This window comes from Mobilicoccus pelagius NBRC 104925, from assembly GCF_000247995.1.
GTDB lineage: Bacteria > Actinomycetota > Actinomycetes > Actinomycetales > Dermatophilaceae > Mobilicoccus > Mobilicoccus pelagius.
Genome location: NZ_BAFE01000093.1, coordinates 13,404 through 34,561 on the forward strand (window position 1 = coordinate 13,404; position 21,158 = coordinate 34,561).

18 protein-coding genes, 1 pseudogene and 1 riboswitch are annotated in these 21,158 nt (G+C 74.2%); of the genes and pseudogenes, 12 read left to right on the plus strand and 7 right to left on the minus strand.

The features are described from left to right. The first annotated feature begins 30 nt into the window (after nt 1–30). The 4 genes from MOPEL_RS14200 (at nt 31) to MOPEL_RS14215 (ending at nt 4,298) form a co-directional block, all read left to right on the plus strand. Nucleotides 31–1,101 (plus strand): hypothetical protein, encoded by a 1,071-nt coding sequence (locus MOPEL_RS14200; RefSeq protein WP_141631369.1) that lies wholly within the window; start codon nt 31–33, stop codon nt 1,099–1,101. Between the two features lie 170 nt (nt 1,102–1,271). After that, entirely contained in the window at nt 1,272–2,180 is a 909-nt protein-coding gene (locus MOPEL_RS14205; protein WP_169316327.1) for a hypothetical protein, read from the plus strand. A 364-nt stretch (nt 2,181–2,544) separates the two neighbouring features. Further along, nucleotides 2,545–2,844: a hypothetical protein gene (locus tag MOPEL_RS14210; protein WP_040634882.1), complete on the plus strand. Its 300-nt coding sequence runs from the start codon at nt 2,545–2,547 to the stop codon at nt 2,842–2,844. Nucleotides 2,845–3,221: 377 nt separating this feature from the next. Then, on the plus strand, nt 3,222–4,298 hold the full coding sequence (locus MOPEL_RS14215; protein ID WP_009483574.1) for a glycosyl hydrolase: 1,077 nt from the start codon (nt 3,222–3,224) through the stop codon (nt 4,296–4,298). A 93-nt stretch (nt 4,299–4,391) separates the two neighbouring features. On the opposite strand, the gene MOPEL_RS14220 is transcribed toward MOPEL_RS14215, so the two are convergent. Both MOPEL_RS14220 and MOPEL_RS14225 read right to left on the minus strand, forming a co-directional pair. Next, a complete protein-coding gene (locus tag MOPEL_RS14220) occupies nt 4,392–5,672 on the minus strand; it encodes a MinD/ParA family ATP-binding protein (protein ID WP_009483575.1) in 1,281 nt (426 codons plus the stop codon). Between the two features lie 54 nt (nt 5,673–5,726). Next, a complete protein-coding gene (locus MOPEL_RS14225) occupies nt 5,727–6,218 on the minus strand; it encodes a hypothetical protein (protein WP_009483576.1) in 492 nt (163 codons plus the stop codon). Nucleotides 6,219–6,584: 366 nt separating this feature from the next. On the opposite strand from MOPEL_RS14225, the gene MOPEL_RS14230 reads away from it, so the two are divergent. The 4 genes from MOPEL_RS14230 to MOPEL_RS14245 all read left to right on the plus strand — a co-directional run bounded on the left by MOPEL_RS14230 (nt 6,585) and on the right by MOPEL_RS14245 (nt 13,570). Further along, nucleotides 6,585–7,247: a helix-turn-helix transcriptional regulator gene (locus MOPEL_RS14230; RefSeq protein WP_009483577.1), complete on the plus strand. Its 663-nt coding sequence runs from the start codon at nt 6,585–6,587 to the stop codon at nt 7,245–7,247. Between the two features lie 208 nt (nt 7,248–7,455). Then, a complete protein-coding gene (locus tag MOPEL_RS14235; protein ID WP_009483578.1) occupies nt 7,456–10,965 on the plus strand; it encodes a hypothetical protein in 3,510 nt (1,169 codons plus the stop codon). Next, nucleotides 10,962–13,040 (plus strand): hypothetical protein, encoded by a 2,079-nt coding sequence (locus MOPEL_RS14240; protein WP_009483579.1) that lies wholly within the window; start codon nt 10,962–10,964, stop codon nt 13,038–13,040. Before MOPEL_RS14235 ends, MOPEL_RS14240 begins: the two co-directional genes overlap by 4 nt. Before the next feature lie 86 nt (nt 13,041–13,126). Further along, on the plus strand, nt 13,127–13,570 hold the full coding sequence (locus MOPEL_RS14245; protein WP_009483580.1) for a hypothetical protein: 444 nt from the start codon (nt 13,127–13,129) through the stop codon (nt 13,568–13,570). A gap of 3 nt (nt 13,571–13,573) precedes the next feature. Here the strand turns inward: MOPEL_RS14245 and MOPEL_RS17860 are convergent, their stop codons facing one another. Together MOPEL_RS17860 and MOPEL_RS14255 are read right to left on the minus strand one after the other, a co-directional pair. After that, nucleotides 13,574–13,726: a hypothetical protein gene (locus MOPEL_RS17860; protein WP_169316328.1), complete on the minus strand. Its 153-nt coding sequence runs from the start codon at nt 13,724–13,726 to the stop codon at nt 13,574–13,576. Between the two features lie 143 nt (nt 13,727–13,869). Further along, complete coding sequence (locus tag MOPEL_RS14255; protein WP_009483581.1) at nt 13,870–14,790, minus strand: LysR family transcriptional regulator; 921 nt, start codon at nt 14,788–14,790, stop codon at nt 13,870–13,872. Nucleotides 14,791–14,978: 188 nt separating this feature from the next. Here MOPEL_RS14255 and MOPEL_RS17865 point away from each other — a divergent pair, with 188 nt between their 5' ends. Beyond that, the gene (locus MOPEL_RS17865; RefSeq protein WP_009483583.1) at nt 14,979–15,146 is read left to right on the plus strand and encodes a hypothetical protein; all 168 of its coding nucleotides are present in this window, start codon (nt 14,979–14,981) and stop codon (nt 15,144–15,146) included. Between the two features lie 177 nt (nt 15,147–15,323). Then, a pseudogene (locus MOPEL_RS19040) lies at nt 15,324–15,518 on the plus strand (glycerophosphodiester phosphodiesterase family protein); the annotation flags it as partial. A gap of 130 nt (nt 15,519–15,648) precedes the next feature. On the opposite strand, the gene MOPEL_RS14265 reads toward MOPEL_RS19040, so the two are convergent. The 3 genes from MOPEL_RS14265 to MOPEL_RS14275 are packed head-to-tail and all read right to left on the minus strand — an operon-like array spanning nt 15,649 to nt 18,300. Next, nucleotides 15,649–16,119 (minus strand): TspO/MBR family protein, encoded by a 471-nt coding sequence (locus MOPEL_RS14265; protein WP_009483585.1) that lies wholly within the window; start codon nt 16,117–16,119, stop codon nt 15,649–15,651. A gap of 51 nt (nt 16,120–16,170) precedes the next feature. Then, on the minus strand, nt 16,171–17,256 hold the full coding sequence (locus MOPEL_RS14270) for an alpha/beta hydrolase (protein ID WP_009483586.1): 1,086 nt from the start codon (nt 17,254–17,256) through the stop codon (nt 16,171–16,173). 12 nt (nt 17,257–17,268) lie between these two features. Then, nucleotides 17,269–18,300: an SDR family NAD(P)-dependent oxidoreductase gene (locus MOPEL_RS14275; protein ID WP_009483587.1), complete on the minus strand. Its 1,032-nt coding sequence runs from the start codon at nt 18,298–18,300 to the stop codon at nt 17,269–17,271. Nucleotides 18,301–18,407: 107 nt separating this feature from the next. Between MOPEL_RS14275 and MOPEL_RS14280 the strand changes: the two genes are divergently transcribed. Beyond that, a complete protein-coding gene (locus MOPEL_RS14280) occupies nt 18,408–19,598 on the plus strand; it encodes a zinc-dependent alcohol dehydrogenase (RefSeq protein ID WP_009483588.1) in 1,191 nt (396 codons plus the stop codon). 123 nt (nt 19,599–19,721) lie between these two features. Next, nucleotides 19,722–19,846, plus strand: a riboswitch (SAM riboswitch). Between the two features lie 82 nt (nt 19,847–19,928). Continuing rightward, entirely contained in the window at nt 19,929–21,095 is a 1,167-nt protein-coding gene (metB, locus tag MOPEL_RS14285) for a cystathionine gamma-synthase (RefSeq protein ID WP_009483589.1), read from the plus strand. Nucleotides 21,096–21,158 lie beyond the last annotated feature (63 nt).

Sequence of the window (21,158 nt, forward strand, 5' to 3'; positions counted from 1 at the left end):
CCTCCCGACGACGAGCGACCGGGGGTGGACGTGGACGGACCGAGGACGCAGCGGCGGCGCCCCTGGTCGTCCGGCGACCAGCGTCGACTCCTCGCCGGGCTGCGGGCCGGGGTGCCGCCGACGCGCCTCGGCCGTGAGCTCGACCGGGACGCGGAGGACGTCCGACACCGCCTCCTGAGCCTCCTCGGCGACCCACCCGGTCCCGCGCCGACCGATCCCGGCGCCGATCTCGACCTCCTGTGGCTACGCATACGCGCCGGGTCCGTCCTCCCCACCCCCACGGCCGGCGACGACGTCGTCGCCGCCTGGGAGGACGCGACCGGCGTGCGACTGTCGACCGCACAACGCGCCGACCTCCTCGCCGAGGACACCGTCTCCCGGCTCCTTCGCGCCGGCCGCCACGTGGTGCGATCCCGAGCGGCCGCCGTGGTCGCCGCGACGGGGATGCTCGACCTCGGCGACTGGGCCGCCGCCGTCGACCCCGACGATCCCCCATCGGCCGCGCCCACCCCGCCGTCCACCCCCGGGGAGGGTGGGCGCACCGACGTCGACGTCACGGACGTCACGCGTGACCTCGACGAGGTGGACCGTACCGGCGAGGCAGACGGAGCGTTTGACGCCCTCCCCGCCACCGACACCCGGCCCGACCCGTCGTCGACACCTCCGCCGGGAGCTGCGGCGACCCCGCCGGCCCCCGAGCTGCGGGCCGTCCTCGACGCGGCGGTGGAGGACGTCGTCCCCGACCTCCCCCGTGCCGCCCTCCGCGCCCACCTGGGCCTCCCGACGGGCCCACGGGACACGTCGCCCACGCTGCCGGTCGCCGCCGAGCGGCGCGAGCGTGTCCAGGGCGTCCTCGAGGTGCTCCGCGCCGCCTCCTTGCCCGGCAGTCCCGCCGCAACGCTCCGCGACCGGCTCGTCGACGACGCCGCGGTGAGCGCTCTCGCCCGTGAGTTCCGGCTCGGCGTCCCCGCCGCGACGACGCTCGGGCTCCTCGGCGGCCGACAGGAGGCCGACGCCCTGCGGGTCGCCGGGCAGGCCCTCACCCGGTGGCACCGGCCCCCGAACCTCGGCCGCGGGGTCGTCGTCCACGTCCGCGACTGAGGGGGCCGCCCACGTACCTCCGCCGACGATGGACGACGCGTGGCCCGCCCGATCCCGGCATCTTGCACAGGAATTGACCTTCTCGAAACTCAGGCCTGTGACTCCGTGGCCGATGATGTGCGAGAACTCCGGGCCCCGCCCGGGCCCGCAGTCGGAGGTGTCTCATGGCGATGGACCGCCCTCGTCGGACCGAGGGCGGTCGCGCCACGCGCCCCCTCGGCCCCGTGACGTTCGACGCGCGTGAACTCGATCTCGTCGAGTGGATCCACCACTACGTCCTCGTCCGCGACGCCTGCCTCGCCCCCGCCCACCTCGTCCACGAGAAGCTCCAGCGTCTCGGCGCCGCCGACGGCCGCCTCGTCGCCCACCTCTCGAGCGTGCGGCACCAGATCCGCGACACCGGCATCCTCCTGCCCTGTGAACGCCGCCGCCTCGTCCTCCTCGACGTCCTCGCCGCCCTCCCCGCGTCCGCCGAGGACGACGTGCCGTGGTCGCGCGACCCCGTCGACCTCGTCGGTGAGGCCGCCGCCCCCATCGGGTACGGACCGGCCGACGTCCGCCGCCTCGCCCGCACCCTCGCGATGGCACGGGCCGCACTTCCTCCCGTCGACGTGCCCCCGTCGACGCCCCAGGCACTCGCCCAGACTCTCCGCGGTGTCATCGGCGTCACCCCCGGCGCGGCCACGGCCCAGGCCGTCCTCCTCCTCGAGGACCGACTGCCGAGCCCGTGGACGGCCTCCGCCTGCGGCATGGTCCTCCTCGACCCGGCCCCCGTCGGACACGGCGCCCTCTTCGGCACCCTCGTCGCCCGCGCCGATCTCGCCGCGTTCGTCGAGGACCTCGCGACCCTCCGCGTCGCCGCCGACCTCAGCGCGACGGCCGGCCGGTACGCCCAGGTCCTCCTCCCCGAGCTCGCCGCCGACCTGCGCGCCGTGGGTCGTCCCGGCCGCCCGGGCGACGTGCCGCATCTCGCCGCCTCCCTCGTCGACCGCACCGCCGCGCTCCTCCCGCGCGGGTTCCGGTGCTACGACCGCACGACCCACCGGCGCCGCACCCCGCGGATCCTGCTCGACGGCTGACCCCACGTCCGCCCGGACCCGCAAAGCGCGGCTGGGGGGCGCGGACCGGATCGCAGAGGCCCGAGCAGCGCGAACGGGGACGAGTTCCTCGGCCGCACAGGCGATCCGCACGAGATCCGCCCCCCGGACTCCGATCCCGGCCGCAGCGGCCCAGGGGCGGGTCGACGTGCCCGCACGCCGTACGGGGACGTGCCGACGAACGTCGGCGTGCGCGCCCCTGGTGCCGGCGTGCGGCACCCCGCCCATCCGGCCGAGAGAAGGACCCGGCCGTGCCCACCCCCTGCCCACCTCCACCGCTGCGCCGGCCGTCGCCCCCACTCGGCGGCAGACGTCGAGCGGAGTCACCTCGGCGTGGGCCGCCCTGGTGCGGCGGTACGCCGATTCCCTCGGCGTCGACCTCGCGCCGTCACCGGTAGTCCTGCCGAGCGGCGCCTGCATCATGGTCGACGGCGCCGACCCGGCCGGCACGGTCTTCGTCGAGGCGCACGCCGTCGCCGGCCCCCTCGGGCGCCTCGATGTCGTGCGTCTCGTCCAGGACGTCTTCGAGCTCGCGCTGTTGCGGCACGCCCATCCCGCCTCGCGGACCGTCGTCCTCGTGGCGGGCACCGGCGCCCGCGACGACCTCGCCGCACACGTCGCGCGCACCCGGCGGCGGACCTCGTGAAGGCGCCGTCCCGCCCTGACGGGCGGGCATCTGCGGATCGACCCCGGACACGGATCGGCCCGGCGTCCTCCTGGACGCCGGGCCGCTCGCGCTTCTCCGCGCGCTTCGCAACGACGGGGACGGGCCGAGGCCCGCCTCCGGTGCGGCTCTCCACCCCGGGTGTGTCATTCGTGTCATCGGTGGGGCCTCCGACGCCGTTACGTCTCCTGAGGAAGTTTCCTGCACCGATGCCGATCCGTGATCTCCCCCGCCCGGGGACCCCGTCGGCGGCGGCGGTCGACGCCCCCTGTCGTGCCCCGCGGCGCCTCGTCGGGAGGTGGGCCGTGGGCCCCCATCCACTACCATGAGGGAGCGTCACTGTCACAGGGGGAGAGATCATGGGCATCCGTGCCATCCGGGGTATCGCCGCAGGTGCGGCCGCTGTCGTGCTGTTGCTCGCCGGGTGCGGCGACGCCGACGAACCCGCGCCCGCACCGCCCACGACGACGGCACCGGAGCGGCCCCCGTTCACGCCGCCGGCCGACACCCCACCCCGAGGAACCCTCAGCGGACTCCCGTGGGACAGCGGCGTCGTCCACAACAAGGCCGGCCTCGCCACGGAGTTCGAGGAGCTCCGCGGCCGTCCGCTCGACGTCATCGGCGTCGCCCCCACCCGCGACACGTGGAAGGACCTCCTCGACTCCTGGTGGCTCACCGACAACTCGATCCCGCCGGGCTTCGAGGGCACCCTCAACGTCGCCCTCCCCCTCTTTCCCGGTGACGGCTCGATGGAGCGCGCCGCGAGCGGCGCCGACAACGCCCAGTGGGAGAAGATGGGCCGCCTCATCGCCTCGAAGTACCCCACCGCCTACGTGCGTCCCGGTTGGGAGATGAACATCGTCGACTGGCCGTGGCGCGCGACCGAGGAGAACGTCGAGCAGTACAAGCAGGCCTTCCGGCACGCGTCGACCTCCCTCAAGAAGGGCGGCCCGCACCTGCGCATCGTCTTCAACCCCAACGAGGGCAAGGGCAACTCCCTCGCCGACGCGACGCTGGCCTACCCCGGTGACGACGTCGTCGACGTCGTCGGCATCGACGCCTACGACTGGAGCCCGCCCTACGACGACGGCCGAGGCTGGCAGAAGCACCTCACCCAGCCGGGCGGATGGGATTTCTGGGGCGAGTTCGCGCGCTCCCACGGCAAGATGTTCGCCGTGCCCGAGTGGGGCGTCATCCCGGGCTCGTCGAGCTCTGGCGGCGACAACCCCGCCTACATCACCCACGTCATGGGCTGGATGAAGGCCAACGCGGACATCATGACGTTCGACAGCTACTTCGACGAGCGGGAGGACTACTGCCGCTGCTCGCTCACGCAGAACCCGCAGGCCCGGCGGGCGTACCTCGACCAGCTCGCCTCGTGGGGCTCGTCGTCCCCGTCCGGTCGCGCGACGTCGGGGTCGACGCCGACGCGCTGACGCCCACCCCTCCCGATACCGCGGAGGCGTCGCCCGGTCGTGGGCGGCGCCTCCGCGTCGGTATCCGGTGGGTGGCCCGCAGGGGCCGACCCCTCAGCGGTGCGCGTCGAACCGGCGTGTGATTGCGGCGGCGATGTCGAGATAGGCCTCCCGCGTCGCGGGCTGGAGGCTCTCCCAGTCGAGGAGCGCCCCGTCGGCGACGTGCGGGTCGGCGGGGACGACGATGACGTCCGCCGCGCGCGAGAGGTGATCGAGCACCGCGTCCTTGTCGACGGCGCCCGAGACGATGTCCTTCGCCGTGAGGACGACGATGCACGTGTCGGCGAGGTGGGCGAAGCCGTGGTCGCGGAGCCAGTCGATCGTCTCCGCGGCCCGCTTGGCGCCGGTGACCGACCACGCCGCCGGGATGACGACGGTGTCGGCGTAGCGCAGCACGCCCTCCATGAGGGGGTGGGTGACGCCGGTGCCGCAGTCGACCTGGACGAAGGAGTGGTACCGCTGGACGACCTGCACGACGGCGTCGAAGTCGTCGGCACGGAGCGAGTCGCCGAGCATCGGGTTGGGCTCGCCGGGCAGCACGGTGAGACGCCCCCGAGTCGCCGTGTACCGGCTCAACGCCTCGAGGCTGTCGACGTCGTCGATGTCGCGGGCGAGTGCCGCGATGCCCGAGAGCTTCTCACCGACGAGCCGCTCGGCGAGGTCGCCGGCGTCGGGGTTGGCGTCGATGGCGAACACCGGGTCGGGGCGCAGGTCGGAGAGGGCGATCGAGGTCGCCGCCGTCGTCGAGGTCTTGCTGATGCCGCCCTTGAGGCAGAAGAACGCGGTGACGTGCTTGCCGCGGAGTTGCGTCGCGATCTGCGCCTCCCGCTCCCGCTGACGCCGCTCGCGTTCGCCCGGGCCGGGGTTCCACCGGCCGCCGGTGACGCGGTAGGCGACCGACTGCCAGCCCGACCGCGGCTTCGGCGTCCGCGGACGCACCATCGGCACCTCGACGGGCGGCAGCGTCCGCCCGGGGACCGCACCGACGCCCGAGGCCGGGGTGGGGGACGAGTACCCGGCCGTCGCAGAGGTCGCCGTCCCACCAGGGCCGTCGTCGTGGCCCACCCGAGACGGGTTCGCGGGCATGCCGCGCACGTCGTCGGACGACGTCATGGTCGCCGCTCCTGCCGCCCCGGCCATCGCCGATGCCCCCGCCTCGTCCGTCGTGCCCATCGCGCCGAGCGCGACGGACACGACGGACGGGGAGTGGCGGCGGGCCGCACGGTCGGCGGCGTCGTCGCGTCGCCACGGGCGGGCGGTCGCCGTGTACCGCACGACGTCCGGCTCGGGTCGTGGGTTGACGGGCTTCTTCGATGTGTTCGGTGGCATCGTCATGGTCGCTCCTCGGCTGGTGGATCTGTCGATGGGGTGAGACGGGCGAGACCCGACTCAGGAGGCCCGGGCGCGCTCACGACGACGGGCGGCGGCGTTGTGGCCGCGACACTCGTCGCAGCGGCAGCCACGGCGGTAGCGGGAGAGGCTGCCCTCGCCACGAGGGTGGAGGGGACGGCGCCGCCCCTCGTCGTCGACGCCCGCGAGGCGGGGTCCGTGGCCGATGGCAGGCTCGCCGACGAGCTCGGGATACATGCGGCGACGCTGACCCGTCGTCGTCGAGGCCCGGTAGCCGACGTCGTTGAGGCGGACGGCCTCGCTGAGGCAGGCCCCCCGCACCGGGCACGAGGCACAGATCCGCAGGAGCGTGAGGGGGACGGTGTCGGCCTCGACCTCCGGAGTCCACGCCGACGGGGGGATGCCGTTGGTCCGCGCCGAGGCGCAGGCGGCGTCACCGACGAAGGTGGCCGACGGCACCTCGGCGGCGGCGGCCGGGCCCGGTGTGGCGAGGGTGAGGTGACCCGTGGGTCGCATGGTCGTGGCGGTCACGACGGTCCTTTCGGATTTTCTGTGAGAACGCCGGGATTCTGGCGCCGATGCGCTGCCAACGTCAAGACTAAACGTGCACTCACCTGCGAAAATGATTGAGCTTTGAACGATCGTCCGACTGTGCGCCATGGTGACGCGAAACCGTTCCGCAGAGCAATTGCCATGACCACCACGCGGGTTGACGACGGCAGCGCACGCCCCCGGGCACAGAGCACCCGGCCCGCGACCCCAGCCCGTTCACCCAAAGTTCACTTTCACGATCGGACCCACACACCCGACCCACACCCGACCCACAGGGCCCGACCACCGCCGTTCGGACTCGCTAGGCTGACCCGCGAGTTCACGGCAGGCGAGGTGAGGTGAGGCATGGCGACGGCCGAGTGGTGCGCCTCACCCGTCACGCCCGCCCCCCGGGCCACACCCACCGAGCGGTGCGTCGACGCCCTCCGCGTCGCCCCCGCCCGCAGCGCCCCACCCGTCGAGTCGACCGACCCGGCCGCGACCCCCTCCGCCACGCCCCCGGTCGACCGGGCAGCACGTGCGGTCTCCCGAGGACGCCCGCCCCGCACCGCCCCCGCCGGGCGACGGGCGACCCCCACCGACGGGCCGCCATCCGGGTACGTCACGGCCGAGATGATCGCGGAACGCCTCGCCCGCATCACGGGCAAGACCTCGATCCCCGCCTCGACGATCCGAGGCATGGCGAGCCGGGACCAGATGCCCGCACCCACCGACCTCAAGTGGGGGCGACGCACGTTGTGGGACGCCGGTGAGATCGACCGCTGGTTGGAGGAGCGCGAGGCCCGCCACGTCTCCGAACCCACCGTGCGTCAGATCCAACGCCGACTCACCGAGCTCGACGAGCACGCGCGCCGTACCGGCAACGACCTCCGCCTCAAGGAGGGGGTGCGGGAGGCTCACCGCCGCGGCCTCTCGTACCAGCAGATCGCCGACGCCATCCGGGTGAAGAACGGTGACCACCACCCCACCCGGGAGGCCGTCCGGGTCCGGTTCCGCCACTACCTCTGAGGCGATCCGGGCATGTCGCACCCGCACCTTGCACGGGTCGGAGGGGCCGCGACCATCGAACGACCTGGAACATCTCACATCCCGAGACGCCTCGCGAGAGAAGGTCTTTCCCGGCCCCTGCCTGGGTGGGTGTCTCGGGTCGACCCACACGGGGTCGGGCCGTCACTACGGTCGCGGGGTCCGCCCTCTACCCCTCCCGGAGGACTTCGTGCCCCGCCCCACCCCCCTCCCCGCCGGACGACGTCTCGGTGTCCTCGCCGCCCGTACCGTGGGGACGTCGCTCGCCGTCATCGCGGCGAGTGCCGCCACGACCTACGCCGCCCACGCCGACGAAGGCGAGGAGACCCCTCCGCTGGACAGCGTGACGACCCAGGCGCCCGACGACGTCCCCGGCACCGAGGGCCAGGCCTCGGAGCAGGGCTCGGCGGGGTCCGAGGAGCGCGACACGGCGCCGACCGAACCCGCCCACGACGGGCGGTCGGCCGAGGAGTCCTCCGATCACGACGACCGCGCCTCCTGGCACGAGGAGACCCGGCAGGACGAGGCCCGACGCGACGAAGCCCAGCGCGAGGAGACCCGGCAGGACGAGGCCCGACGCGACGAAGCCCAGCGCGAGGAAGCCCGACGCGACGAGCAGGCGCAGCGTGCCCGCGACGAGGTCCGGGCCGAGCGTCACCGCGAGGGGCGCGAGGCCGCCCGGGCGGAGGAAGGCCGGGCGCACGAACGGGCCGTGGCGCAGGCCCGCGACGACGCCTCCCGTGCCCGTGAGCAGGAGGCCCGTGACCGAGCGGATCGCGAACAGGCGGAACGTGCGCAGGCGGAACGTGCGCAGGTCGACGCGCAGGCTCGGGAGCGACAGGAGAGGGCCGCGACCGAGACCGCCGAGGCGGACGACGCGCGTCGACGCGCCGACCAGGAGGAGCGGCGACGGGCCTCGGAGCAGCGGGACACCGCCGAGGAGACGACTCCGACGTTGCAGGACACGTCGCGACGCGACGTCGCGGCGACCACCACCCGTCACGCCGCCGACGCCTCGCCCACGCGGGCGACCACGACATCGCATGCCTCCACGACCTCCGAGACCACCCGCACGAACGAGACGAACGCCGAGGGGTCGCACGCGACGAGCACGGACACGTCGACCTCGCAGACCGGGACGTCGGTCGCCCGGTCACCTCGCACCGACGAGAGCACGGCGACGGCCGGACGGGCCGGGGCGAGCGCCCCCGTGACGACCGTCCGCTCCGCCGAGCCGACGTCGACGACGGAGGACGCCGCGGCGGTGGCGGCCGCCGTCGGAGGGATCGGGTGCCCGGCGACGCGGGCGGCGTCGTGCGCGCCCGCCGTGACCCCTGGCCCGATCGGGGCGACGCCCGGCATCGCGGACGCCCAGGACACCGGTCACCGAGCGGTCGCCTCCGTCGTCCCCGTCGCCGCTCCCGTCCCGGTGACCGTCCGCGACACGGCGCAGGGCGACGTGGCCGACGCCGCGGCCGGCGACGCGACCTCGGCGCACCCCGCCGACGAGAGGGCCGCCTCGACCGAGATGCGCCGCCCGTCCCTGCCCGGACTGCCGAGCGTCGAACGACACGGGAACGGCGACAAGGCACCTCCCTCTGACGCCGCGGGCGCCGCGGCGGGATCCGGGGACGCCGAGGACGCGACACCCACGTCCGCCGCCCACGACGGGTCCCGTCCCGGGCGCGACGGGGATCGGATCTCCCTCCTCGAACGCCTCTCCCGCGACCGGGAGCGCCGCGAGGCGACGCGGGACGAGGCACGCGACGCCGAGGGCGAGAACCGCGCCGCCCCGCGCGCCGGACAGGAGTCGTCGCGGAGGAAGAGCCCGACCTCCGAGGGGACGTCGTCCGGGCGTGACCGCGCCGACCGGCACGAGACCCACCGGACGAGGGCGGATCGTCCGACGTCCTCGTCGACGAGGACCGCGTCCGGGAGCACCGCTCGGGAGAAGGGCGACGTCGGCGGGACCGAGGCGAAGAAGGCCGTCTCGCGGACGTCAGGCACCGAGAAGTCCGCCCGTGGCGCCGACGGTCGGGCCGGGTCGTCCACGCCCATGCGCGGTGCACGCCCCGGGACGCGGGGCGAGGAGGTGCGCGACGCGACCCGGGAGGCCCTCGGACTGCCGGCGAAGAACGACGACCGGCCCGCGGCATCCTCGGACCGCGCCGACGATGCGAAGCTCACCCGCGGGCCCCGCGAGGCCCGGAAGGGCAGGACGACGCGTGGTGACGGCACGCCGAAGCGGGGGGCGTCGACGACGGCGGACCCCGACCGCGAATCCGCACCGCAGACCCCCGGGCGTGGCACCCCGACGCGCGGGCACTCCACCCGTGGCGGCGCCCCGGACCCCGAGGAGACCTCCCGGCCGTCCACGCCGCCCACGAAGGGCCGGGACGGCCGCCCCACCGCCGGGACGCCGGACGAGGCGACCACGGACGCGGCGGACCGCCCCGGGTCCACCCCCGACAGGACCACGACGCCGGGCCACCCCACCCGCGGTGAGCAGCGCCCCACGCCTGGGCGCTCCCCCTCCCCCGCCTCCTCGACCCCCTCGGCGACCCCGACGCGCCCCACGAGGCCGACGGAGGACCCTGCTCCGGAGGCGTCGTCCACGCGTCGCCCCGACGCCCCCGTCGACCCGCCCGCACCGCATCGCCCTGCGGCGTCGGACGGGGAGGGACACGTCCCAGGCCCGAAACACGTCACCCCCGCGCCCCACGTGCCCGGACTCACCACCCCGCCGCGCCGATCGCCGCGTCCGAGCGGGCCGGACGAGGTCGACCACCTCGTCCCCGCCCCACTGCCGCCCCGGGAGTACACGCCCGTGCCGTCCGCCGCGGCCGCACCCGCGCCCCCCGCCCCGACGGTGGCGACACGACCGTCACCACGCCCCACCTCGACGAGTCCGGACTGGGCGAGCGGCGTCGTCCGCGAGGGTCGTGACGTCACGCCGGAACGCGGGCGGCCGGCGGACGTCGTCGTCGTGCCCGTCGACGGGTCCTCGTGGCGGACGATGACGGCCGCCTCCGTGGCCGACCCGCTCCGCGACACGAAGGCGCGGATCGTCCTCCGCACCCCGATGCTCCCCTCGACGGGCGCGACGTTGCCGCAGTGCGCGTCGGGCGAGTACCGCACCCAGTGGCAGGAGTTCGCGTCGCGACTCCGTCGCCTGCCGAACGCGCCGATCGTCGATCTCGGGCCAGGGATGAACGCTCCCGGCACCCCGTGGAGCGGCGACCCGGGCATGTACTCGAAGTGCTACTCCGAGGTGGCCCGCACGGTGAAGGCGGTCGCCCCGAACGTCGCGTTCCAGTGGACGCCCGTCCTCGGGTCGCAGCCGGGCATGCCGGGCGAGTCCGTGCTGTCGGCGTGGCCGGAGCACGACCTCGTCGACGTCGTCGGCGTCGACGCGACGGCCGACCGTCGGCCGTGGTCGGAGCAGGTCAACGGCGCGTACGGCCTCAACTACTGGGCGGCGTTCGCCGACGGCCACGGCCGCCGCGTCGCCGTCGCCCGGTGGGGGGTGCGGGAGGGCGCCGTCGAGGACCGCGCGATCAACGAGGCGTACGTCCGCAACGTGCACGACTGGGTCGCCCGCGTCGCCGCGAAGCGCGCGCTCGCGTACGAGGCGTACGCGGAGCCCACGGACGCCCCGCGCGCGATCACGGACACCTACCGCGCCCTCTTCGGCGGATGAGCGCCCCGGTCCTCGTCCGCATCGAGGAGTCCGGCGATGACGAGTGCGCCTTCGTCGACGGCAGGCCGATCGAGCCCGGTGACGGGGAGTCCGCCCGGGAGGCCGCTCTGCGGGTCGTCCTCGCGGACGCGACCGAGCCGCGGGTCGTGGACATCCACATGCCGTCGGGCGTCGTCCTCCACGTCGCGGCCGGGCCCGCGGGCCGGCTCCGTGTCCTCGGCCAGACCTCCCCGCGGGCCACGGCCGACGGCCACGGCGTCACCCACCCTGCGGCCGGTGGGGACGACGACGGGGAGCACGCCGAGGCGGAGGGCGGCGAGCAGCGCGAGGCCGACGGCATCGAGGCCGCCGAACGGGCCCGTGTCGCCGCCGCCGTGGCCGCCGAGGCCCGCTACCGGGCCGGCCTCGCCCGGCCGGACGGTGGTGGATGGGAGGAGCGGGATGCGTCGTGGCCCGACCCCGTCGACACCGCACGACGCACCCGGGCCCCGCGCGCCCGCGCCCGCCACGTCCCGCCTCCCCTCCCGGCATCCCCACCCCCGCCGGCGGCGCGAGAGTGCGAGACCGATGGTGCGGAACCGGTCGGCCCCCGGCACGACGCCGGGGCCGACGTCACGGCCGGTGTCGGGGCCGACGTCACGGCCGGTGTCGGGGCCGACGTCACGGCCGGTGTCGGGGCCGCCGATGCGATCGGCCCCGCGGGCCCGCCTGCCCACCTGGGGCCGACCGCACCCGGGGACCGCGAGATGCCCGCGGACCCACGGCCGTTCGCGGCCCAGGACCGGGATGGGGCGGCGCAGGTCGACGGCGGCCCGATCGAGACGCGGGAGGAGCACCCCGAGGACGCGGGACCCGATGGGGACCCCGCCGAGGGCGGCGGTCGGGCACCGCGACGACGCTGGGTGATCCCGACGGTGTTCTGTGCGGTGCTGGGGCTCGGTGGGCTCGCTGCGGTGGCCGTACATCACGCGGATCCCGCCCCCGCGGCCGAGCCCGTCCTCACCGGGCGGGCGTTCCCGCAATCCGCGCCCGACGGGTGGGACGCGCGCGCCTCGTGGGCGAGCCCACCGATCGACCGGGCGTCCCGGGTGGCCGTGAGCAGGGTGGGATCCCCGGCCGCCGGCAAGGCGCGCCGCACATCCGCTTCCACGTCCGCGGCAGCGGGCGCCTCGGTCGCCTACGTGACGGCGACCCGGGCGATGTCGGTCGTCGACGCGACGACGGGACGCGCACGCTGGAGCACGTCGCTGCCCGAAGGCGAGCTCCGCACGGGCCCGGCGATCACCCACATCGGCGGCGTGGAGGGGTTCGCCGCGCAGGTGGGCGAGCGTGCCCTCGTGTGGGCCGTCCACGACGGGCGTGTCCTCGCCGACGCCGAACTCCCGCCACGGGCCGAGCTCGTCACCGCGGGTGAGGCGCCGATGGTGCGTCTGACCGCGACGCGGGCCGCGCTGCTCACCTCGGACGGCCTCGGCGAGGTCGAGGTCCCCGCGGGCGCGACGGCCCTCGCGGGCCGACCCGACGGCACCGTCCTCGTCGCCTCGCCGAAGGGCTGGTGGCACATGACCCCGGCGACCGTCGCGGGCGATCCGACCCCGTGGGAGCCCGTCGGCTCCCCCACCGACCAGCCGACGAGCGCGCCGGTCGTCGTCGGCACGGCGGGGTCGGCCGTCGTCCTCGTCCACCCGGACCCCGTTCGTCCCCGCCTGGTCGTCCACCACGACGGACCCGTCGTGCGCGGCAGCTTCCAGGGCCCCTACGTGCCCGCGTCGAACCCGACGTGGGCGCCGTCCCCCTCCGGCTCGTGGGGGATCCTCGGCCGCAGCCTCGTCGACGTCGACGCGGGACTGGTGACGGATCTCGGCGAGTGGCGCACCGTGCTCGTCGGCGTCGATCAGGCCTACGGGATGCTCGGCGACGACCTCATGCGCGCCGCCCCCGGTTCACGCCCGACCCCCGTGAAGGTCCGCTCTGCTCTCGTCGAGATGTCTTCTCCTGCAGGCGGTCTCGTGCGGACGGAGTCGACCGAGGGGACGCGGGTGTGGACCCTGCCCACCCATCCCGCCCGCCGATGAGCACGGGGGGATGCCACGCCGTCACCGGGGCGTGCCACGATGGCACCCACTTTGTGAGCAGAACGCTCGACCGAGGAGATGAGGACGTGCCGGAATCAGCACCGGTGGTCGCCGACGGGAACGTCGACGTAGAGGTAGACGAGTACGTCACGCAGTGGTCGCGACTTCCGCACCCGCTCGAGGCGGCGGTGCTCGACGAGGTGAACGAACCGGACGCCGTCGTGAGGCGCGCCGCCGAGATCATCCACCGGCGTCCCCCGGGCCTCGAGGGGTCGACGCGGTCGGTGTGGGTGCTCGCCCACTGCACACCCACCGGGGAGGGCGAGCGTCGGCGCCTGTCGAGCTGGTGCTGGTACGCAACCCGTGCCGCCGCCGAGGCCGCCGTCGCCGCGGCCCGCAAGGCCGCCCCCGCGACGGACGACGAACTCGTCCTCCACGAGATCTCCGTCCCCCGCTCGGTGCGGTGCGACGGCGTTGCCGCACACCTGGGGCGGCTCTACCGCGCCCGCCCCGCGGAGCCGCGCGGCTGACGCTCAGGCGGAGTCCGCGGACCCCCCGCTCGCGATACCGCGAGGGCGAGACGCCGTACTGAACTCGAACGGGTCGGCGAATCCGCTGCGGTGGGCGGCGGTGGTGACGATCTCTCCCTGGTCGAGGAGCGTCGCGGCCCGGGTCGGGCGCCCCACGGGGGCGAGACGACGAGATCGAGGCACGGTCGTCGCCTCGAGCAACGCGCTGAGGGGTCCACGGCGACACGGTTTGCAGGTGGAAGCCGCTCAGGTGCTCGCGCGACACACCGGGGCGGGGAGCCGTTCGCGTTCCACCGCGTTCACTCCTTCGGCGCCGTCCACGATCCGGACACCCGGGACTCCAGCTCGGTGACGAACCTCCGCAGGGCCGGGCGGTCGGCCGCCGACTCGCGGTAGAGGAGGTGGAGGCGGCGGAACGGGGTCTCCCCGACCAGGGGGACGGATCGGATCGAGGGCGGCACGTGCCCGAACGCGATGCGAGGAAGCAGGGCGTTGCACAACCCGGCGGAGACGAGGGCGAGCTGTCCGGCGATTTCGTCGACGAGATGGTCGATGCGGGGGCGACGGCCGAGGGCCGACATCCGGCGCACGAGCCAACCGCGGCAGAACCCCTCGAGGTCGTCGGTGACCCACACGTCGTCGACGAGGTCCGCGAGGGCGACCTCGTCGCGGCCGGCGAAAGGGTGCGTCGACGGGAGGAGCACCTCGATCGGGTCGTCGGCGACGACCGTCGAGGTGAAGCCCTGCGGAAGTGCAGGTCTCGCGTCGCCCCAGAGGTGGATGAGGGCGACGTCGATGTGGCCGCCGACGACGGCCTCCCGGCCACGCTCGGGGAACATCTCGTGGAGATGGATGTGCAGCCCTGGGGCGTCGGCCTTCATGCGCGCAAGCGTGGGCGCGACGAAGGGTCCGATGATGCTCGGAAACGAGGAGACGCGGAGGGTCCCGCTGAGATCGTGGCGGAGGTCCTCGAGGCGGGCGGTCGCACGATCGGTCGCGGCGGAGATCTCCTCGGCGGCCTCGACGAGGATGCGCGCGGCGTCGGTGAGGACGACACCGCGGCCCGCGCGTTCGAGCAGTTGGGCCCCGACCTCGCGTTCGAGTTTGCCGATCTGCTGGCTCACGGCCGAGGACGTGAGGCCGAGTTCGAGGGCGGCGTCGAGCACGGATCCGTGCACGTGGACGGCGTAGAGACACTGCAGCCGGCGAGGATCGAGCATGTAGTGAATCTACATGATTCGATGCACATTACGTTATTTGTGTTTACCAGTTGACGTGGCACATAATCGATTCGTCGCTGCGAGAGCCCGCCACGCGGGCCACCACGAACCTGGTCGACAACGCTGTCCCAACCTCGTGATGCCGCACCCTCCGCGACGCATCCACACCACATCCGAGGGGGTCCATCATGTTCGTTCTCTTTGTCTCCGTCTTCTCCGTCGCCGCCGGCCTGTCGATGATGAGCAACCGCTCCACCGCTCCCGACCGCGTGAGCGCCTCGCTCAACCGCGCCGGTCGCAACCTCAGCTCCGTCGAGATGGGTCGGCAGGCCCACAGCATCGTCCCGATGCGCTGAACCTCGACTCTCCCGGCCCCGCTTCCCGTCCTCGACGGGTCATGCCGAGGCCGTGAGCGACGTCATCTCCGCGCCGCCCTCGTGCTCGCACACCGGGGCGGCGCGCTCATGCCCGGGAACGTCGGCCGGGATAACACCCTTCTCGCGTCCCGCGCAGCGTAGGACGCCGGTGCCCGCCGCATGGGGACCGACGTCCACGTCACGGCCGACGGCACACTGATCGTCGCCCACGACACGATGCTCGACCGGGCGAGCGACCGTTCGGGGCGATCGCCGACCTCCCTGGGCCGAAGCGGCCGAGGCACGGGTCGGCGACATCGTCACCGACCGCCCCGTCCTCGCGCTCGAGGTCGTCGTCGACGCACCGTCTGAGGGGACGAGACGCACCCGCGGCACCACGAACGAGGGGCGCCCGGCCTGATCGGCGGGGCGCCCCTCGTGGCGTCTCTCCGCGTAGACTCGCGCCGCGGCGGTCGTCGGGCAGCGCGTCCCCTGCCGCGGATCACCTGTTGCGGCGCCACACCTCGGTGCTGACCGCGGTGGCGAATCCCGTCCATGCCACGTACGGCGTGAGGGCGGCCCCGGCGCGACGGTCGACCTTCGCCGTGCGGCGCACGAGGCCGGCCGAGCTCGCGGCGAGCGCACCCCGACCACACCGCGGAGAGCGCGGGCTCGTGGGACCGGAAGAAGACGTAGCTCCAGCCCGCGTTGAGGGCGAGGTGGGTGCCGAGCGCGGCACCTCGGAGTTCCGACCCGTCTCGCGCAGCCGCGAGATCACGATGCCGCTCGTCGCCGCGATGTCGGCATAGAAGGTGCTCCACACGACGGGGAACACGGCGTCCGGCGGGTTCCACGACGGCTTGTCGAGGCGCCGGTGGTAGAGGCCGTCGGGATCGGACGCGAGGCTGCCCGCAGCGGCGCACGCGAGGGTCGCGGCGCCCGCGGCGAGATGGCTGGTGGAACGGACGGACATGGCCGGTCTCGTGTGTTCGGTGGAGCGATTTTCGGTGGGGCGGTCAGGCGGTCAGGCGGTGCCGGGCACGACGTGGTCGAGCCAGGCGAGGGCCTCGGGGATCAGGGGCTTCCAGGCGCCGACGCGGTGGCCGGAATGGGGGGTCGACCATCGAGTCACGGAGAGGGGCGGGCGGGCCGCGGCGACGAGCTCCTCGACCGAGGGGGCGACGAGGGTGTCGCGCGTCGAGTACTGGACGAGGACCGCGACGGGCGGCGGGTCGCGGCGGGCCAGCAGCGGCAGGTCGTGACCTCCACCCGTGGGCGAGAGAGGCTCGTAACCGGGCGCGAAGAGGGGGCGGGTGTAACCGCCGAGGCTCACCGCGGCGGCGTAGGTCTCCGGGTGGCGCATCGCCGACATCGCGGCGCACCAGCCGCCCGCACTGTAACCGAGAGCCGTCCACGCGGTGCGCTCGGCAGGGACGCCGAACGTCCTTGCCGCCCAGGCCGGCACGTCGGTCGTGAGCCACGTCTCCATCGCGCTGGCCGGGCCGTCGACGCACTCGGTGTCGAGTTCGCGGGGTGACCAGTCGGGCAGGAGGACGACGGTGTGCCGGAGCGCGCCGTCGCCGTGGTCGCCGAGGCCGAGGTTGGCGAACGCGCTCTGGGGCGAGACGGGGTAGCCGTGGAAGACCTGCAGCGCCGAGCGCACCGGCTGCGGCGGCACCCACGCGAACACGGTGCCCGTGTGGCCGCTCGCCGGGCCGGTGAGGCTGTAGGACCGCAGACCGGTGTGGGGGTCGGTGTCCGACGGCGGGCTCGCGATGGCGGCTGCGGACGTCGGCCCCCACGGCCCGACCTGGGCGGCCGCCGCGGTGGCGGGTGTGGCGCCGTGGGCGTCGAGGGCACCCGTCGGCGGACCGAGGACGACGGAGCCGAGGTCGCGCCAGGAGACGAACCACAGTCCGGCCCGGTTGACCGTCGCCCCGGCGGCGACGACGAGCAGCACCGCGACGAGGAGTTGGGCGACGACGCGGGTGAGGACGCTCCGCAGCCCAGGGTGGGCGAGGTGGGGCCAGGCGCGGGTCACGGCGGCGAGAGCACCGATCGCGCACGCCCACGCGACCAACACCGTGCCGAGGCCGGTGACGCCGAACATCCCCCTCCTCCCTCAGCCCCGGTGCGTCGTCTCGGACCGGACGCCGGCGGCGGGACGGGGGCGCCGGTTCTCGTTGAACCGGGCGGAGGCACGGGTGCCGAGCGTCGTGAGCTTCTCGACGACCGAGGAGGAGAGCCGTGCGCGGGCGTCGTGGCCGAGGACGGTCTCTCGCCCCTCACCGCCGCGCGGCGCCGACGGGAGGAGCCGCGCCATGACACCGAGGAGCACCCCGGTCGTCGCGGGGGCGAGCCCCTCGACGCGGACGCCGATCTTCGTGAGCGGGGAGAGGAGGACGAGGCCACGGCCGGCGAGGACCCCGTCGACCATCGCGGAGGCGGCGCGTTCGGCGTCCATGGAGACGAGCGGCAGGGACGCGCCGGGCGCGAACCACGCGTACTCGGCCGCGGCATCGCCGACAAATGACGCCTGGACGTGGGAGCCGGTGCGCATGAGGCCGGGAACGATCGTCGTCGCCGTGACCCCGGTGCCCACGAGTTCCATCGAGAGGCCACGGGTGTAGCCGACCGCGCCGAACTTCGCCGTCGAGTACGGCACGAGGTGGGGGACGCTGATCATTCCGCCGATGGAAGTGACGACGCCGAGACGCCCGCGGCGGCGGCTCCGCATGCCGGGAAGGACCGCCTGCGTGAGGTTGATCGGTCCCCACAGCATGATGTCGATCGCCTCCTCGTAGTGGCTGCGGTCGAAGCACTCCTCCGGTCCCACCTGGATGACGCCCGCGACGTGGATCGCGACCTCGATCGGGCCGTGTTCGGCCTCGACCTGCGCGACGACCTCACGGAGCCGCGCCTCGTCGCGCACGTCGGCGACCGCGGTGTGGAGCTCCTGCCCCCACCCGCGCATCGCCTCCTGCGCCCCCGCGAGCGCGTCGGAGTCGCGGGACAGCCCGACGACGACGTGGCCGCGGCGGGCGAGTTCACGCGAGACGAGGAGGCCGAGGCCCCGGGAGGCCCCGGCGACGAGTGCGACGGGGGCGTGCGAGGAGCGCGCGGAGGCCGCGCCGGTGCGGGAGGTGAGATCCATGTCCCCCCTCTTACCCACGAGGCCGCCGCCCTGAACCCGCATGGACGAGCCCGTCACGGGGTATTCGTCAGGGGCCGCCTCCCAGCGGCCAGAAGGAGAGACGATTCATGAAGGCACTCACCTGGCAGGGCACCGAGAAGGTCACGATCGAGGAGGTCCCCGACCCCCGCATCGAGAAGCCCACCGACGCGATCATCAAGGTCACCTCGACCGCGATCTGCGGCTCCGACATGCACCTCTACAAGGTGCTGGGCCCGTTCCTCAAGCCCGGCGACATCCTCGGCCACGAGCCGATGGGCATCGTCGAAGAGGTCGGCCCCGAGGCGGCCGGACACCTCAAGGTCGGCGACCGTGTCGTCGTCCCGTTCAACGTCTCCTGCGGTCACTGCTGGATGTGCACGCGAGGCCTGCAGAGCCAATGCGAGACGACGGCAGATCACAGCCAGGACAAGGGCGCGGCCCTGCTCGGCTACACGAGCATGTACGGCGCGGTGCCGGGCGGACAGGCCGAGTACCTGCGTGTGCCGCAGGCGCAGTACGGCCCGATCGTCGTGCCTGCCGACGGCCCCGACGAGCGGTTCCTCTACCTCTCCGACATCCTCCCGACGGCGTGGCAGGCCGTGCAGTACGGCGGCGTGGAGAAGGGCAGCACGGTCGCCGTCGTCGGTCTCGGCCCGGTGGGTCAGCTCGCCGCGCGTGCAGCGCTCTACCTCGGCGCCGAGCGGGTCATCGGCATCGACCTCGTCACCGAGCGACTCGGCGTCGCGGCCGCGCACGGCGTCGAGACCGTCGACGCCCGCGACATCGACGGGGACGTCACCGACGTCGTCCGCGAGATGACGAATGGCCGCGGCGTCGACGTCTCCATCGAGGCCGTCGGCATGGAGGCGCACGGCAACCCCGTCGCCGAGCAGGTCATCTCCATGGCCGGCAAGCTGCCCGACCCGCTCGCGCGCAAGACGATCGACAAGGTCGGCATCGACCGGCTCGACGCGCTCCTCACCGCGATCGGCTCGGCCCGTCGCGGCGGCACCGTGTCGATCTCCGGCGTGTACGGCGGCGCCGCCGATCCGCTGCCGATGTTGGACATGTTCGACCGGCAGCTCACGCTCCGCATGGGTCAGACCAACGTCAAGCGGTGGACCGACGACCTCCTCCGCATCATCTCGACGGAGGGAGACGTGTTCGGCCTCGAGGGCCTCGCGACCGACCGGCCGCCGCTCGTCGACGCGCCGGAGTACTACGAGAAGTTCCAGAAGAAGCAGGACGGCTGCCTGAAGGTCGTCCTCAAGCCCTGACGGCTCCTCGGAGGCCACGGTGCCGCGGCTACGGCCGCGGCACCGTCTCGGAGGCGGGACCGGGATCCCACATCGTGGACCGGTCCCGCCTTCGTGCGTCCGGGCGGGTCTACCGTGGCGGGACATCCATCCAGACCGGTCGAGGGACAGGCCCGACGACGCCGGGGCAACCTCCCGCCTCCCACCAGGGGGTCGGGGTTCGGTGCCAATTCCTGCGGAGGGCAGCGATGCCCACTGGAAGATGGGACGGGTCGGCCTTCGCCGCCCCGCTGCCCTCCGCCGCAGGTCGTGCACCTCGCCAGGTCGCCACCCTGACGCGAAGGAGCAGACATGAGCGACATCTCCCGCCTCACCCGTGGCCTGCGTGCCGGCATCGGCACCGACTCCAGCCGTGGCGCGGTGGTGCCGCCGATGTATCTCAGCAGCACCTTCGCGTTCCCCGAGCTCGGGCAGACCCCCGAGTACGACTACACCCGCTGCGGCAACCCCACGCGCGACGTCCTCGCCGAGGCGATTACGACCCTCGAGGGCGGCGCGGGCGCGACGATCACGGCGAGCGGCATGGCGGCGGTGACGAACGCGCTCTACGCGCTCCTGCCGCGCGGCGGCACGGTCCTCGTCCCCCACGACTGCTACGGCGGCACGTGGCGCCTCTTCGACTCCCTCCATGCCCGGGGCGACCTGCTCATGGTCACCGTCGACCTCACCGACGGCGCCGCCCTCCGGGAGGCGCTCGCGCAGTCCCCGGCGCTCGTGTGGGTCGAGACGCCGAGCAACCCGCTGCTGCGGATCACCGACCTCGCCGCCGTGACGGAGGCGGCCCACGCCGCCGGCGCGAAGGTCGTCGCCGACAACACGTTCTGTTCCCCGCTCGTGCAGCGGCCGTTCGAGTTCGGCGTCGACGCGGTCGTCCACTCGACCACGAAGTACGTCAACGGTCACAGCGACGTCGTCGGCGGTGCGGTCGTCTCCGGCACCGCCGAGCTCGCCGAGGAGGTCGCGTGGTGGGCGAACGTCCTCGGCCTGCCCGCGAGCCCGTACGACTCCGCCCAGACCCTCCGTGGGCTGCGCACCCTCGCGGTGCGGCTCGAGGCGCATCAGCGCAACGCCGCCGCCGTCGCGGAGCTCTTCGCGAGCCACCCCGCCGTCGCTCGCACCTACTACCCCGGCCTGCCCGAACATCCCGGCCATGAGATCGCCGCCCGGCAGCAGCAGGGGTTCGGCGGGATGGTGAGCGCCGACCTCGCGGGCGGGGTCGAGGCCGTACGCGCGTTCGTCACCGGTCTGGAGATCTTCACCCTCGCCGAATCCCTCGGTGGCGTCGAGTCGCTCGTCGCCCACCCCGCGACCATGACCCACGCCTCGATGACTCCCGACGCGCGCGAGGTCGCCAGCATCGGCGAGGGGCTCCTCCGGTTCTCCGTCGGCATCGACGCCGTCGACGACGTCCTGGCCGACCTCACCGCCGCGCTCGACCGGGCGGCCCGCCTCGGCTGAGACCCCCGGGCACGACGGAGGCCGCCGACCCCCGAGGGGGTGGCGGCCTCCGTGACGACCTAC

Excerpts from the sequence above, each read along its gene's own strand:
- MOPEL_RS14280 (WP_009483588.1), top strand. The coding sequence starts at position 18,408 with ATGAAGGCACTCACCTGGCAGGGCACCGAGAAGGTCACGATCGAGGAG.
- MOPEL_RS14255 (WP_009483581.1), bottom strand. The coding sequence starts at position 14,790 with ATGCTCGATCCTCGCCGGCTGCAGTGTCTCTACGCCGTCCACGTGCAC.
- MOPEL_RS14275 (WP_009483587.1), bottom strand. The coding sequence starts at position 18,300 with ATGGATCTCACCTCCCGCACCGGCGCGGCCTCCGCGCGCTCCTCGCAC.
- metB (WP_009483589.1), top strand. The coding sequence starts at position 19,929 with ATGAGCGACATCTCCCGCCTCACCCGTGGCCTGCGTGCCGGCATCGGC.
- MOPEL_RS14215 (WP_009483574.1), top strand. The coding sequence starts at position 3,222 with ATGGGCATCCGTGCCATCCGGGGTATCGCCGCAGGTGCGGCCGCTGTC.
- MOPEL_RS14230 (WP_009483577.1), top strand. The coding sequence starts at position 6,585 with ATGGCGACGGCCGAGTGGTGCGCCTCACCCGTCACGCCCGCCCCCCGG.
- MOPEL_RS17865 (WP_009483583.1), top strand. The coding sequence starts at position 14,979 with ATGTTCGTTCTCTTTGTCTCCGTCTTCTCCGTCGCCGCCGGCCTGTCG.
- MOPEL_RS14240 (WP_009483579.1), top strand. The coding sequence starts at position 10,962 with ATGAGCGCCCCGGTCCTCGTCCGCATCGAGGAGTCCGGCGATGACGAG.
- MOPEL_RS14265 (WP_009483585.1), bottom strand. The coding sequence starts at position 16,119 with ATGTCCGTCCGTTCCACCAGCCATCTCGCCGCGGGCGCCGCGACCCTC.
- MOPEL_RS14205 (WP_169316327.1), top strand. The coding sequence starts at position 1,272 with ATGGACCGCCCTCGTCGGACCGAGGGCGGTCGCGCCACGCGCCCCCTC.
- MOPEL_RS14270 (WP_009483586.1), bottom strand. The coding sequence starts at position 17,256 with ATGTTCGGCGTCACCGGCCTCGGCACGGTGTTGGTCGCGTGGGCGTGC.
- MOPEL_RS14220 (WP_009483575.1), bottom strand. The coding sequence starts at position 5,672 with ATGACGATGCCACCGAACACATCGAAGAAGCCCGTCAACCCACGACCC.